General features: G+C 56.9%; 10 protein-coding genes and 1 tRNA gene (1 of these 11 only partly in view). 4 read left to right on the top strand and 7 right to left on the bottom strand.

What is annotated here, in order from left to right; genetic code table 11:
* Positions 1 to 11: 11 nt before the first annotated feature.
* The 3 genes from ACZA91_RS10545 to ACZA91_RS10535 form a co-directional block, all read right to left on the bottom strand.
* Entirely contained in the window at positions 12 to 629 is a 618-nt protein-coding gene (locus tag ACZA91_RS10545) for a ribonuclease HII (RefSeq protein WP_463186424.1), read from the bottom strand.
* Positions 630 to 711: 82 nt separating this feature from the next.
* Entirely contained in the window at positions 712 to 2,790 is a 2,079-nt protein-coding gene (gene rne, locus ACZA91_RS10540) for a ribonuclease E (protein ID WP_463182298.1), read from the bottom strand.
* Positions 2,791 to 3,863: 1,073 nt separating this feature from the next.
* Complete coding sequence (locus ACZA91_RS10535) at positions 3,864 to 6,539, bottom strand: TIGR03960 family B12-binding radical SAM protein (RefSeq protein ID WP_463182297.1); 2,676 nt, start codon at positions 6,537 to 6,539, stop codon at positions 3,864 to 3,866.
* 267 nt (positions 6,540 to 6,806) lie between these two features.
* Here ACZA91_RS10535 and ACZA91_RS10530 point away from each other — a divergent pair, with 267 nt between their 5' ends.
* A complete protein-coding gene (locus tag ACZA91_RS10530; protein WP_099534869.1) occupies positions 6,807 to 7,001 on the top strand; it encodes a hypothetical protein in 195 nt (64 codons plus the stop codon).
* A gap of 345 nt (positions 7,002 to 7,346) precedes the next feature.
* Here the strand turns inward: ACZA91_RS10530 and ACZA91_RS10525 are convergent, their stop codons facing one another.
* On the bottom strand, positions 7,347 to 7,844 hold the full coding sequence (locus tag ACZA91_RS10525; protein ID WP_190535204.1) for a hypothetical protein: 498 nt from the start codon (positions 7,842 to 7,844) through the stop codon (positions 7,347 to 7,349).
* A gap of 135 nt (positions 7,845 to 7,979) precedes the next feature.
* On the opposite strand from ACZA91_RS10525, the gene ACZA91_RS10520 reads away from it, so the two are divergent.
* Together ACZA91_RS10520 and ACZA91_RS10515 are read left to right on the top strand one after the other, a co-directional pair.
* Positions 7,980 to 8,051 (top strand) — tRNA-Val (locus ACZA91_RS10520).
* 415 nt (positions 8,052 to 8,466) lie between these two features.
* Positions 8,467 to 8,592 (top strand): hypothetical protein, encoded by a 126-nt coding sequence (locus tag ACZA91_RS10515; protein WP_255407563.1) that lies wholly within the window; start codon positions 8,467 to 8,469, stop codon positions 8,590 to 8,592.
* Here ACZA91_RS10515 and ACZA91_RS10510 read toward each other — a convergent pair.
* From ACZA91_RS10510 to ACZA91_RS10500, 3 genes are all read right to left on the bottom strand, one after another.
* Positions 8,589 to 8,810 carry a hypothetical protein gene (locus ACZA91_RS10510; protein WP_099534867.1) on the bottom strand — a complete coding sequence of 74 codons (222 nt, stop codon included), beginning with the start codon at positions 8,808 to 8,810 and terminating at the stop codon, positions 8,589 to 8,591. The two genes, ACZA91_RS10515 and ACZA91_RS10510, sit on opposite strands and share 4 nt — an antisense overlap.
* A 345-nt stretch (positions 8,811 to 9,155) precedes the next feature.
* Positions 9,156 to 10,703 carry a 16S rRNA (cytosine(967)-C(5))-methyltransferase RsmB gene (rsmB, locus tag ACZA91_RS10505; protein WP_242030976.1) on the bottom strand — a complete coding sequence of 516 codons (1,548 nt, stop codon included), beginning with the start codon at positions 10,701 to 10,703 and terminating at the stop codon, positions 9,156 to 9,158.
* 187 nt (positions 10,704 to 10,890) lie between these two features.
* Entirely contained in the window at positions 10,891 to 11,616 is a 726-nt protein-coding gene (locus ACZA91_RS10500; RefSeq protein WP_463182296.1) for an alternative oxidase, read from the bottom strand.
* Positions 11,617 to 12,223: 607 nt separating this feature from the next.
* On the opposite strand from ACZA91_RS10500, the gene ACZA91_RS10495 reads away from it, so the two are divergent.
* Positions 12,224 to 13,733 carry the 5' portion of a lysostaphin resistance A-like protein gene (locus ACZA91_RS10495; RefSeq protein ID WP_463182295.1) on the top strand. Its footprint extends 161 nt past the window's final position, so only the first 1,510 of its 1,671 coding nucleotides appear in the window; the start codon lies at positions 12,224 to 12,226; its stop codon lies beyond the right edge, outside the window.

The following is a 13,733-nucleotide window of genomic DNA, read 5'->3' as shown; positions in this document are numbered from 1 at the left end:
CTAGAAGAACCCTAACCCGTGACTCCGTTGAGATTTAGGGTCAATTGACAGGGGGCGAAAGAACGTCGATGGAGCGGCGTGGGGCCAAGAGTTTGTAAGGCCGCCCGATGGGCCGCCGTGCCATAGCCCTTGTTGGCAGCTAGGTCATAGCCCGGATATTGCGCCGCGCAGTCAATGATCTGTTGATCGCGGTGAACTTTCGCCAAAATGCTGGCAGCGGCGATCGCGATCGATTGTCGATCGCCCTGAATGAGCGTTTCTTGGGGGCAAAACAAGTTGGGAATGGGTCGATTGCCGTCCACCAAGCAGAGATCGGGTCGCGGGTGCAATTGCTCCAGGGCCCGCCGCATGGCCAGGAACGTGGCTTGCAAAATGTTGAGTTGATCAATTTCGGCCACGGAAGCTTCCGCGATCGCCCAGGTCACCGCCCGATCGCGAATGGGTTCCACCAGAGCTTGACGCTGGCGAGCCGACAGTTGCTTACTATCCCGCACGCCCAAAGCCCGCAAGTCGCTCTCTGCCTCGGCCGTTAAAATCACCGCCGCTGCCACCACGGGCCCAAAAAGTGCGCCGCGGCCCACCTCATCCACCCCCGCAGTCCAAGGGGATTGAGCCGGAGCCGGAACCATGGAGTCGGCCAGGGAGCGATCGGGCAGCAATTCCGTCACGATCGCCCCATTCCTAGACCGCACCGCTTTACTCCCCATGGGGCTAAGCGCGAGTGCTCGATCGACGACGACGGCGGCGCGGCCGGCCGTTGGCATCCCCACCGGGCGTGACGGACACGATTTCCGGCAAGCCACTGGGCGGCTCCTCGGCCCCATTCCCATTGGAAACATTCAAAGGCAGAGATTCCGTGGGAACCGGTTCCGCCGCGATCGGGGCTGGGTCATTCCCTTCGGCCGGCTCGATCGAGTCCACCACCGGTTGCGGAGCCGGAACGGGCGGAGCCGTTTGACCCGGTAACAGCACCGAGACGATCGCGCTTTCCGGGTTTTCCGGCTGTCGATCGCTCAACAGCAGCGGCGATACCCCCATCCAGGCATAAACTTCCTGCTCTTCCGAAGTCATGGTCACGGCCACCACTTCCCGGGGTTCCGCAGTCCGAGCACCACGCCCTCGGCTCCGTTCCGGTCGGCCATTGCGGCCTTGGGCGGCGGGGGCGGGGCTGGGTTGGGCGGCGGCGGCCACCGTGGGCGGCTCCAACGGTGCTTCATCCACCTCGGGTTCTGCCGCCACCGGCAAACTGGCCGCCCCACGCCGACTCACCGGCTCATCGTTCCCTCCGCGACGGCGACGGCGACGGCGGCTGTTGCTGCCATTCAGGGACTCTTGATAGTTGGGATGGTTGCTCAGATCCAAATCCTGCAAGTTAGGCAAGGGATCTTCCAAGCTGGGGAGGCTGGCGATCGCAGCGGCCGGGGGGAGTTCGCGCGATCGGGAAACCGAGCGCCGACTGCCAACACTCGATCGACTCTTTTGCAGCATCGGAATACTGCGGCGATCGCCACTTTCCACATTGGGCAACAGGCTCACCGGTTCCGCATCGTCCGCCTCATCGGGCAGGTGGGCCAAAATGCCCAGGCCGCCACAGGTGGGGCAAGCACGGCCAAACAACTCATAGATGTTTTGGCCCTGGCGTTTCCGGGTCAGTTCCACCAAGCCCAACTCGGAAAGCTGGGCAATTTGGGGCCGGGCCTTGTCGGACTTCAGCGCCTTGCTGAAATGTTCCAACACTTGCAGGCGATCGCGGTGGGATTCCATATCAATGAAGTCCACCACAATTACCCCCGCCAAATTTCGCAGGCGTAACTGACGGGCAATTTCCGTGGCCGCCTCGCAGTTCGTCCAAAGCACCGTTTCGCGGGCCGTGGCCGATCGGGTGAAGGAACCGGAGTTCACATCAATCACCGTCAGGGCTTCGGTCGGTTCAATGATGATGTAGCCACCGGAAGGCAAATCCACACGCGGCTTCAGGGCCTCGCGAATCGCCGCATTCACCCGGAAATATTCCAGAATCGACGCTCGCTCCCGGTGATGGTCGATCGACACGCCCGGTAAGGTTTTGCTGCCCGCCCAGAGGGTCACCTGCTGCTTAATCCGCTTCATGCCCGAGTGGGAATCCACCACCACTCGGTTCACTTCTTGGGTATAGGCCTCGCGCAACACTCGCTGAATAAAGTCGTCGTCCCGTTCCAGCAGGGCCGGCGCACGGGTCGAAGCCGCCTCCTGTTGAATCGACTCCCAACGGCGTTGCAGGGCTTCAAGATCTTCCATGATCGCCTCTTCGGCCACGCCCTCGGCCTCCGTGCGCACCAACAGCCCCATCCCCGCTGGCTTGATCAAAATGGCCAAGGCCCGCAGTCGGTGGCGCTCGTTCTCGCGCTCAATCCGCCGGGACAGGTTCACCCCCGACCCAAAGGGCATCAGCACCAAATAGCGACCGGGCAAACTGACTTTGCCGGTTAACCGAGGGCCCTTGTTGCCCGTCGGTTCTTTCATCACCTGCACCAAGACTTTTTGCTGCGGCGCGAGGAGTTCAGTAATCGAACCAGCGGTTTTGCGCAACCGCAGCGGGCCCAAGTCGGAAACGTGAATGAACCCGTTGCGTTCGGAATCCCCAATGTTGACGAAGGCCGCGTCAATGCCGGGCAGCACGTTCTCCACCACCCCGAGGTAAATGTCGCCCACCTGGTGACTGCCGGTGGCCACGATCAATTCTTGAACGCGATCTTCGCTAAAAACGGCAGCAATGCGGTGCTGTTCGGCGATGATAATTTGTTTGGGCATGCAGATTCCTCTGGGAATTCACGGGCGATCGCCACATGCGGTCTACTGCACCGCCGAGAGGATGCAGGGGGCGACCGTCGCCGGGGATAAGACAGTAATTAATCGAAGGCTCGCTGACCAACCGCTTCATGCAGGTTCGATCGAGAAAAGCAAACAGGGTGTGCGGCTGCATCCATCAAGGAGCAGCACAGCATCGATTGATTTCTCGGTTCAATCGAGCAGCTAGAAATACCGAAGACATTCACCTCGACCGGGGAATTGCCCAGAAGCAGAAGTCAAGACTGAGGCAAACTGCGCAGGGCCAAACCAACGAACAAACTCGCGATCAATCAAGAAGACCCCGGTATGGGGCTTTGATCGAGACTTGACCCAAAAGGGTTGCGACTGAATGGCGATCGACAACTTGATCCAGACACAATTCGATCAAAGCACGTTGGATTTGTTGGCCTGTTAAAACCCCCCTATCCAGCACAGCTTGAGCAACTCTCACTCAGTCTGGAACCGGTGACTTGTTAACAGGGATTGGCCAAAGCAGATGTTACGAGCTTAACCCTGCATCTTGCGGGTTTCCTACATCATCGAGAGCAAGTTTGGCTCTGAGGTGTGGTTGCCCGCAAAGAGTTAGATTCGTGGGCGGCATTCAATCGCCGAGGCAATTCCTGAGGATTGGCGGTGGCTCGGGATATTTTCGCTGCTGCACAGGCGCTCGATCGAGGACGGGCACTAAGCGCGTTCTGGGTAAATGCCTGGCTCGATTGATTTTGAAGGCGATCGGCTGCTGAGGCTTTGTCTTTGGTGGTGTCGCGCACCGGGACAATTGCCTAGCAGTCATCTCCAGTGTAGCAGGTGGCTAGCACAGAACTGGGGGGTTCACTAGAATCATGCGACTCTTCTCGCAAATTGTTACGAATTGCAATGATTTGCGAGGCTTGTTCACGGTTCACGGTAACAGCGTGCAGCAGCAACCCAGGAATGCAGCCACCAATGGACGATCGCCTCTACCTAACCACGCCTACCTAACCACGCCTACCTAACCACGCCTCAGTTACCCGATCAATTCATTGCCCGATCAATTAGTTGCTAATTGCCAAATCAATTGCCAACTCGGGAGATGCAACCGATCGCACCGTGGCCGCCAGCAGCAGTTGCAACCGGTGCGATCGCACCAAGCTGATGGCTTGGCCCGTGGCTTGCTCCAGCAACCACACCAGATGCTCGGGCCGCAGTTGTTGCCCATCGTTGCGGCAGAGGCCCCGGAATCGCAGGGTGGCGGATTCGCCCGTGGGTGGCTCGGTGGGGTCAATCAGTTGCACCTGATCCAGCCAATCGCGCAGGTTCACTTGGGTGGTTTTGCCGGATTTGGTGGTTTTTTCCCAGAGCCATTCGGGGCGATCGAGCACCGCAGCCAAGGCAACGGCCCAATCGATCGCCCCGCCATCGGTGGCAGTGACGGTGATTTCGTATTCCGCGCGATCGAGCAGTTGGTTCGCCGCCGGATCTTTCAGGGGCACTTCCTCGATCGCCAGCAGGGGCAAATCCACCGGCAATTGGGCCGCCAAAGCGGCCTGGATCTGCGCCAGGGGCCAGAGATCCGTGAGTTCTAGATCGAGAATTTCTCCCTCACTGGTCACGCCCAAGGAGAGGGCATGGGCCGGCACAATCCGGGGCGAGGGATGGAAACCGCCCGTGTAGGACACCGGAATTGCTGCCCGACGCACGGCGCGATCGAGCAGACGCATCAAATCCAAATGACTGAGCAGGGCCATTTCGCCCCGCTTGGCAAACCGCAGCCGCACCCGTTGGGCCCGGGTTTGGTTGGGCTTGAAGTGGCCCTGAAATTGCGGAATCACAGGCGGCGGCACTACCACGTTATTGCCAAAGTCATAGCCACAAACCCCGCAATGGGAACAGCCCTCAAAGGAGCAGTCGGGAACTGTGGCCGCTTCGAGGGCACGTTGCAGATCCTCTTTCAGCCATTTTTTGTCCACGCCGCTGTCCAGGTGATCCCAAGGCAAGGGGCGATCGAGCAGGGCGGTCGGGTCGATCGCCTCCGGTGCGGCCGATTCTCCTTCTTCAAAGGCGTTCCACTCACCCGCTTCCACTTGGCGATATTTCCAATGCAGGCCGGCTTCCTCGATCGCCTGTTGCCAAGCCCCAAAGGCCCGATCGAGGCTTTCCCACCAGGAATCCATCCCCGCACCCAACTCCCAAGCCCGGCGCACCACCGGCCCCAACCGGCGATCGCCCCGGCCCACAAAATCTTCCATGGCCGAGATCCGCACATCGGTGAAATTCGCCTTTAGGCCGCGAATCGTCCGAAATTCCTGGCGTAAGAGATCTTGTTTACGCAAAAACTCCGCCGTAGACACCGTATGCCACTGGAACGGCGTGTGGGGCTTGGGCGTGAAGTTGGAGATCGTCAGGGTGAACTGAATCCGCTTGCGACCGCGTGCACCACATTCCCGCTGGAGCCAACGGACGGTTTCCGCAATCCCCAACACATCCGCATCGGTTTCCCCGGGCAGCCCAATCATGAAATAGAGCTTGATTTTGTCCCAACCCTGTTCCCAGGCAGTTTTCACGCCCCGCAGCAGTTCCTCATTGGTCAAGCCCTTATTAATGATGTCCCGCAGGCGCTGGGTTCCCGCTTCCGGGGCAAAGGTCAAGCTGCTTTGGCGCGTGCCCCCGAGGATGTTGGCGATGTTTTGATCGAAGCGATCGACCCGTTGGCTGGGCAATGACAGGGTAATATTTTCGCCCTGGAGCCGGTTTTTAATCTCCAGTCCCACGGCCGGCAGGGCCAAATAATCGGAGCAACTGAGGGACAGCAACGAAAACTCGTTAAAGCCCGTGGCTCGCATCCCGTCGGCCACCGCGTCAATCACTTCTTCGGGGTCTACGTCGCGGGCCGGGCGGGTCAACATGCCCGGTTGGCAAAACCGACAACCCCTTGTGCAGCCCCGGCGAATCTCTACGGTTAGGCGATCGTGCACCGTTTCCACATAGGGAACCAGCCCGATCGAGTAGTGGGGCATGGGGGTGGCTACCCGCCGCAGCACCCGGGCCGGCACATCGGGCCGGGCAGGATGCACTGACCCATCGGCCGCCATCTCGTAAAACTGGGGCACATAGACCCCCGGCACTTGGGCCAAGTCCAGCAAGATTTCCTGGCGACTGAGGCCCGCGTCTTTGCCCTCTTGGATCACGAGGCCAATTTCCGGCAACAGTTCTTCGCCATCACCCAGGGCCACAAAATCAAAAAAGTCCGCGTAGGGTTCCGGGTTGGAGGTGGCCGTTTGCCCGCCCGCAAAGATCAAGGGACAGTCAGCGATCGGGCGATCGGCTCGATCGGCCCAGGTCAGGGGCAACCCGGCCAAAGCCAACATTTCCAGAATGTTGGTGGCCCCCAGCTCGTAGCTGAGACTAAAGCCCAAGATGTCGTAATCACTCAGGGGGCGGCGACTTTCAACGGCAAACAGGGGCGTTTGGCTGGCTCGCAGCTTGTCGGCCAAGTCCTGGGCGGGTAAATAGGCGCGATCGCACAGTTGGCGCGGCTGGGCGTTGATGATGTTGTAGAGGATCACATGGCCCAGGTTCGACGCGCCCACCTCATAAATTTCCGGGTAGGTCAGCACCCAACGCACCGTGGCCGACTCCCAGGGCTTGTGGACAGACCCCAGTTCGTTCCCCAGGTAGCGGGCAGGACGATTAATCTCAGTCGTGATCAGTTGGTCTACAGCAACGGTCACAGGCATTCTCCAGTGGACTCAGTTCGATCGTACCGAGCAAACTTCCGAATTCGGCAAAATCCAGCCAAACTCAATCCGGACAAAACAGTGGCACAGCGATCAATTCCAAGGAAGTCGCTTGTTGAATAGGCTAATTTCAATCGTCAGTGGGCATCCGTGCGATGGTGATAAAGATCACGCAGACAAAAGCGGCGCGATCGCATCAGCTCCCGCACCAACAACCGACAATACCAATAGCCAACTGTTCGTAATTAACAGGAGCTGACCGTGAAAGCAACCCATGCAATCCGGCGGTTGGTGGAAAAGGCCCTCTATCTCCGCCAACTGACTCCCGATATCGAGAACGAGATCAATTATGAGTTAACCCGCCAGGGTTATGTTTCAGATGCGGATTATGAAGCGCTGGAACTTCTCATGAGCGAGATGGATGAAGGTCGCATCCAACTGGTTCCGAGCGTTTAGTCAAAAGCTTGATGCCTAAATCTTAAGCTCCTCTTAAGCTTCATGGCAACTACCTGATCAAAACTTTTTGATCGAATCCCTGATCAAACCGATCAGCCGGATTGGCCTGATCCAATCGATCGAGATCCAGTCAATCCAGCCCCACGGATTCCGATCAAATAGACTTTCAATTCAGTCAATTCAGTTGAGTCAGGGGTCTTAGTCCACAGCTCCCGATCGCAAGCTTCGGTCAAAGTCTTTGAGCCAAAAAGTCCTTGATCAGAGATCTTGATCGAAAATCGCTGCGGCACGACTCAGCACCCTTGGGCCCGATCGCCCCTTGTTCAACACCTCAGCGAGGGTTAATCAACGGACTTCCGGGATCCCACTGATCCGCATCGGTGGGAGCTTGCGGGCGAACAGTAGTCGCACAAATTTTTGGAAAACCATGCGGCCCGCCGCCGGTTCAATGTTGGGCAAGCAATGGGGCTTCAGGGCCAGCAAGTTCAGCAGTTCCAGATCGAATGCCGCCCGGAACAGGGCACTTGGCAACACCAAGTCCACAGCATATTCTTCCGAATAGATCGTTTGGGGACGATCGCTAGCTTCCCGGGCTAGTTGATCGGCGTATTCCGCCAGCACGATCGGTCGCACCCAGGTGGTTTGACGTTCCAAATTTTGGTCGATCGCCTCCGCCAACAATTGCCACCGATCGTGCTCCAAACAGAGCACCGGCCTTGCAGTCAGGGGCGGGGTTGGTGAGTTCCCGGAATCATCCACCGTTGGCCCAGGTTCCGATTCAATCTCGATCGCGGGGTTAATCAACGGCGCAGCGGGCAAAGCGGGCAATGGCAAACCATCCATCGGAGCCAGACAGAATCAATCAGAAAGGACAATTTTGCAATCTCAGCGATCTAAACCGTAGCAAAATTCCAAATCTCTGGTATATTGTTATCCGGTCAGCGGTCGAAGCGCCTGACAACGACTCAAACCCCTTAGGGGCGGTTAGCTCAGCGGTAGAGCTCCTGCCTTACAAGCAGGCTGTCATAGGTTCAAATCCTATACCGCCCATTTTTTGAAACGGTCACTCAGACCACTCTTCCTCATTCACCCGCGAGCACCAGCTTGCTAGCACCAACTCGTGATCGTCGAGACGGCTAGCGCCAGTCAGTCATATCCCTAATTGGATTTTGCTAATTGGGTTTTGGCTTTGGATTTTGGCTTTGGCTTTTGGCTTTAGAGTCTCACGCTCAAACTTTGTGCCGGTGCTTGCTTGCAGTCACATGGTTGAGCCGTCCATCGTTGGGGCATTTCGCTGATGGGCGGCTGGTCGGGAATTTTGATTGCGTCATATCCCATTCGGCTAAGCCAAGTGAATGCTGAGCCAGATTAAGTTTTTGCCAGTTGCTGCCAAACTCAGTTTTCGCCAGATTCACAGACTACTCTGAGCGCTGCTCTGAGCAATCCGCTGGCAGGTTAGAAATGATTGATTAAGCGATCATTGAGCGATCGCTGTGCCGACTGTTCGGCTGTTCGATTGCTGAGCATGTGGCTGGATTTGAGCCTGTGCCTGGTGATGGATTCAGGGGCCACGATCGAGCCAGCCACCTAAGCCACTGAGCGCCCGTTGGCCAAATCGCGAATTAGGGAAACTTTGGCTTGCAGGTAGCCATCCAGCTCGGCCCGATCGCTGCGATCAATTCCGGGGCAACCGGTCATGAGGCGATCGGCCAAAAAGTTCACCAGACCGTCATCATCCAAGGCCAAGAGGGTGCTGGTTTGGATCGATTCAACCACCGACCACAGTTGCCGCATCAGTAGAGGTTTCATGAGAGACCCTCCTTAAGGTTTTCTTTATGTTGATAAGATAACCGCCATAGCCACCAACAGCAGGGAATGATACAAGACGATAGCTGTTGCGCGAGGTCATGCAACAAATCGATTCACAGCGTTACACTCGGCTCGATCCTGCCCTGATCTCCCTGATACCCCAATTTTGGCTCAGACCCTGACTGGCTCTGGAATTGCGGTCAATTTGTCAGTAGTCAATTCTTAAAATTCCCGCCTAAAACGCAACAATTGCCGTTAATAATCAAAAATTAATAATGAGTAATTTCGGCGACCATAATTTTGCTCGTCTATTCATTGAAACATAGTGGTCGCCGCTCGCAACGCTCACGGATCTGATGGCTGTCGTCGGAGTTTGACCATGAAAAAGCCGTCCATTTGCCAATGGTGGGGCCACAGTTCCAGCCAACCGGCGGCGGTCACAAAGGGAGCCAAGGGAGAGTCAGGGGTGGGCGGTTCGATCGACCAGTGGGGATGGCGTTGCAAAAAGTCGCGAATAATCGCCCCATTTTCCGGCTCATGCACGGTGCAGGTGGCATAAACGGCTACACCGCCGGGCCGCACCCAAGCATCGGCGCGATCGAGTAAATCTCGCTGAATTTGCACCAACTGGGCCACGGTTTCTGGAGTCTGTCGCCAACGGGCATCGGCCCGACGATGCAACGTTCCCAACCCAGAACAGGGCACATCAAGCAAGAGGCGATCGCACTGGGTGGGCACTTCCTCTAAACCGCTGATCGGGCCCGATTTCGATCGAGACCGATCGCGCTTGCGGGCAGCGGTGACCAGGGGTGCTTTGCCTCCGGTGCTGTCCGCTTCCACCATCCGAATTGATCGCAATCCCAACCGCCGCACCGTGTCTTGCACCTTCCGCAGGCGAGATCCAGCGCGATCGATTGCCCAAATCTGACCCTGATCTTGCATTAGCGCCGCAATATGGGCTGTTTTTCCGCCCGGCGCAGCACAGGCATCAATCACCGTTTCGCCCGGTTGCGGATCCAACAACAGAGCCACTAACTGGGCGCTGGCATCCTGCACCGTCCACCAACCGGCTCCATAGCCCGGAAGGGTGGCGATCCAGGCCCGGCCATTGTCCGGCCCATTGGTTGATCGGGAATCTGGCTCGGTGGCGATGGTTTCTGCCAAAGGGTCATCCCCGTGGCCCCGTTGGGCAGCTAACCGCAGAGCACTGGGCAGGTGGTCGATCGGGGTGACGGCCACACCGGCCGCCGTTAGGGCCGCCATCACCGTTTCGCGATCGGTCACCAAGGTATTCACCCGCAAGTCGATCGTCGGGGGCTGGTCAAACCATTGGCACAACCGTTCCGTTTCCGCTTCCCCCAGGCGATCGAGCCAGGTTTGCACAATCCAGTTTGGGTAACTGTAGGTTTGGGCCAACCGTTCCACCGGCTCAAGACCCGCCACCGAGGTCAGCGGGTTCGGATTTTTGGCTTTTTGGCGTAAATATCCCCGCAGCAAGCCATTGACGAACCCACTTAGCCCCTTTAATCCGCAGAATTTGGCCAACTCCACGGTGGTGTCCACGGCGGCCGAATCTGGAATTCGATCAAGATAAATAAGCTGATATAACCCCAACCGCAACAAATTGCGGAGGGTCGGCGGCTGTTCTTGGGCGGAACGGGTCGCCAGGCGATCGATCCAACCGTCCAAGGCCCGCAACTGTCGGGTGCAGCCATAGACCAACTCCGTCACCAACCGGCGATCGCGCCCGTCCAAATCCCCATACTGACGCATGACCCGATCGAGCGCCGCATCCGCATAGGCCCCCGCTTCAATCATCCCCAAGGCCGTGAAGGCCGCGTGGCGAGCCACCAGGGCGCGATTTTTAGGAAGTGTTGCACCTTGCATAGCCATGACAAACACCCAAAAACGGGAGCACAGATAGAGAACAGGGGGACTGTCCAGAATACAGGCGAACCGGGCAAACCCGATCCGCCTGGAAAAGTTGATGGTCATTAAGGAGCGATCGAGGGCGACCCGTGGCGGTCAGTCATTGCTATGGTTTCCGGCCCACCAGTCCCACAATAGTTTGCGCCGTTGGTTAACCCATTTGCGGGCGATCGGGAGTCATCTCCAAAGACGGCGCGATCACCTCCAGCGACTCGGGGGTCTTGCTAGCCAAACTCCCCGCCTCATGGGGACTCAGACAAGCCTGATCCTGGGGCTGCTGACAGGCCACCATCGTTTTCACATGCTCCATTTCGTCGTCGCGGATGGCCACAAACACATCGTAGAGGTTGTCAATGATTGGGCGGCGACTTTCGGGCACTTGGGCCGTTTGGAACTCATCAAACAGATACAAATCTCCATCGCGGTAGTAGCGCTGGGCAATTTCCGGCGCAGGTTCCGCTTTCAACATGGCTTCCGCTTGATGCAAAAACTTGTTGTAGGACGCATAGGCGTGTTTTTCCACCAGTTCCATGAAATGGTAGGCAGATTGGGGAGACACCAAATACACCCCCACAATGATCCAGTAGTAAACCAGGGCGGCAGACTTGGCGATCAGGCGATCGCTCCAAACCCGATTTCCTCCCAAGGCTTCCATGATCAGCAAGTGGTGCAATTCATTCCAAGATTCCGCAAAATGCACCTTCAGCCAGTCCGCCTTGCGCCACCAACCGAGGGTTTCGTAAAGGTGCAACACGGACATGTAAGCAAAGTAGGGAACGCGGGCCACGGTTTCCAACACGTAAAACCGAGGATAGGGGCGATCTTTATACAAAACATTGATCACCCAAACAAGAATGCCAACTAGCAAACGAATCATGGTGCTGCTCCAGGAAGGTTGCAGGCAAAGGTGCTATGGCACGGAAGAACTGGGAAGCTGTGGTTGAAGATTTTGATCGAATAACCTTGTGCAGGAACCAGTGCTGGTTTTGAGTGCTGGTTTTGGGTTTCGATCGCTCACCCTGGTCACGCCGTGCCAGCCTTTGACCTAAGCTGGTTTGATCCTAACGACCGCTGTAGGAAATAGCTGAGTGGTGAAGGGATGAAAGGGCTGAGTTAGGCAGATTTAGGTAATCTCGCCCCGGCCAAAGAGTTGTCAAGTCACCCGATCGAGCATTGCTAAAGAAATTCCGAAAAACCCTAACAAATTACAAAACTGATACAAATAAATTCAGTAAGATTTCGGAATCTATCAGAACTTATCGGATTACTAGCTTCCGCAACGTGGTTTATAAGTTTGTAAGGGCCAGGTAAGCTGTTAAGGGTTTCATTACCTTTGGCTGGACAATTTTGATGATTTCCCAAATTCCATGACATTTTGCGATGCGGTTCTGCATGGATCGTCTTGATCGGGCGATCGAGCGATCAAAGCCATCGAATTTGTCGAATTGATCGAGTTGGCTAGCCTTTAAAACAGCATTTGAACGGTGGACAGCAACATTGTGACGGGAATAACTGGAAGCGGAAATTTCAAGCGATTGGTTTTAGTGGTGCTGACCGTGTTGGCCTTGTCGGTTTCTGGGTTGTCCTTGGTGGGCAGCTTTACCCAAACCCAGATCCAAAGTCGTCTGGAGCTATATCAAACCAATCTGATGTTGCGGGCCACGGGAGAACTGGACTTACCGCCCGATCGCCCGGCCGAAACCGACGACCCGATCACCGTCCTGCGGCAGCAACTGTTGGGTGATCGCACCTTTGCCGATGCTCGTCAGCAATATCAGGCCTTTCGCGAGAAAGCTGCCTTGAGTGCAGAAAAATTCATCCGCGAATTAACCACCCCGGCGAACAATCGATCGGCAAATTCTGAGGCCAGCGACTTAGCCACAGCGGGGCCAGACTCTGACTTCGATCGGCTAGCCCAACAATTGCGCGAGCTGGCCGCCGTAGACCTACGATTGGGCCTGCTTCAGGCCCGGTTGGGAGATTCCGCCGCCGCATTGACCACTTGGCAGCAGCTTGCCCGCCTTTCAGCTTCCGTGCCCGACTCGATCGATCCCCAAAGTTTCCTCAGCGACTTTGACGAAATTCGAGAAAATTTGGCTCTGTTGTGGGGAAATCGCAACCAAATCACCAACCAAGTCACCCCAGCGCTACCGCCCGCCATCGCCCAAGGTATTGAAGACAACATTCGACAATTTTTGGGGGGATGGTTCCGCAATGCCAGCTTGGCCAGACTGTACCGTCTGCAACAGCGACCGGCTGAACTCAGCCTCCTGGCCGCCGAAACCAACCTGCAAGCCGAGTCCCTGCTGTTGAAACTGGCCGCCGTTAACCTCATCCCCGGCCTGGCCCTTCTCTGCGGCATCATTAGCCTGATCGTCTTGCTGGTGCAACGCTTCCTGAAGGGATCTAACTCACTGCTGTCCCTCGCCTCCGTGCAATGGACGGTTCCTTGGACGGGTGAAACCATCTGGGAAGTGTTCATCCTTGGCTTTTTTGCGATCGGACAGATTGTTGTTCCCCTCATCCGTTCGATCGGGCTGCAACTGCTTGGCATTCAGCCCAGCGCCCTCACGGGCGGAACCCAAGCCGGCATCATCCTCTTCAGTTACGGACTCATGGCCGCCGGGAGCGTCCTAACCCTGCGCTACGCCGTCAAATCCTATCTACCTCTTCCGGAAGGCTGGTTTCAGTTCAAATGGCAAAATGGCCGCTGGCTGGCCTGGGGCATCGGTGGTTACTGTGTGGCGCTCCCGATCGTCATTCTTGTTTCCCTGGCAAATCAGCAAATTTGGCAAGGACAAGGGGGCAGCAATCCCATCCTCTCGATCGTTCTCGAAAACCGCGACCCCGTCGCCATCACCTGCTTTTTTCTCACCGCCTCGATCGCGGCTCCCCTGTTTGAAGAAACCCTCTTTCGCGGCTTCCTGCTTCCTTCCCTCACTCGCTACCTACCCCCATGGGGAGCCATTGGCCTCAGCAGCTTGATCTTTGCCC

It is taken from the genome of Limnothrix sp. CMB-01 (assembly GCF_055193175.1).
Note: the sequence above shows the minus strand (reverse complement) of the source record. Positions and strands in the feature narration are given on the sequence as shown.

Bases quoted from the DNA above. Each gene is read 5' to 3' on its own strand.
- rsmB (WP_242030976.1), bottom strand. From the start codon at position 10,703: ATGGCTATGCAAGGTGCAACACTTCCTAAAAATCGCGCCCTGGTGGCT.
- ACZA91_RS10545 (WP_463186424.1), bottom strand. From the start codon at position 629: ATGGTTCCGGCTCCGGCTCAATCCCCTTGGACTGCGGGGGTGGATGAG.
- ACZA91_RS10500 (WP_463182296.1), bottom strand. From the start codon at position 11,616: ATGATTCGTTTGCTAGTTGGCATTCTTGTTTGGGTGATCAATGTTTTG.
- rne (WP_463182298.1), bottom strand. From the start codon at position 2,790: ATGCCCAAACAAATTATCATCGCCGAACAGCACCGCATTGCTGCCGTT.
- ACZA91_RS10525 (WP_190535204.1), bottom strand. From the start codon at position 7,844: ATGGATGGTTTGCCATTGCCCGCTTTGCCCGCTGCGCCGTTGATTAAC.
- ACZA91_RS10510 (WP_099534867.1), bottom strand. From the start codon at position 8,810: ATGAAACCTCTACTGATGCGGCAACTGTGGTCGGTGGTTGAATCGATC.